This is a genomic window from Psychrobacter sp. TB20-MNA-CIBAN-0197, from assembly GCF_040309765.1.
GTDB lineage: Bacteria > Pseudomonadota > Gammaproteobacteria > Pseudomonadales > Moraxellaceae > Psychrobacter > Psychrobacter submarinus.
Genome location: NZ_JBEOPC010001107.1, coordinates 1 through 250, shown reverse-complemented (window position 1 = coordinate 250; position 250 = coordinate 1). Strand labels below are relative to the sequence as shown.

Below are 250 nucleotides of genomic sequence, written 5' to 3'. Positions count from 1 at the left end.
ACGCGGCATCTAATCAACGCAGATGCCCTGAGTATGATGCCTGCGCATACTATGCTCATTAATAGCGCGCGCGGACCCGTCATTCATGCGCGTGATTTAGCAGCAGATATTGAGCGTACGGGACGCCAAGCAGTGCTTGATGTGTTTGAGCATGAGCCAGAGATTGCCGAGAGTTTGTTAAGCAAGTTGGCTATCGCAACGCCACATATCGCTGGTTATACTGTAGAGGGGAAGCTGCGCGGTACCCAAA

The 250-nt window shown here is 52.0% G+C and carries 1 protein-coding gene; it reads left to right on the top strand.

Annotation, left to right across the window (positions count from 1 at the left end):
* Positions 1-250: NAD(P)-dependent oxidoreductase (locus AAEY83_RS17350; protein ID WP_351061162.1), on the top strand; the 250-nt coding region annotated here is incomplete at both ends.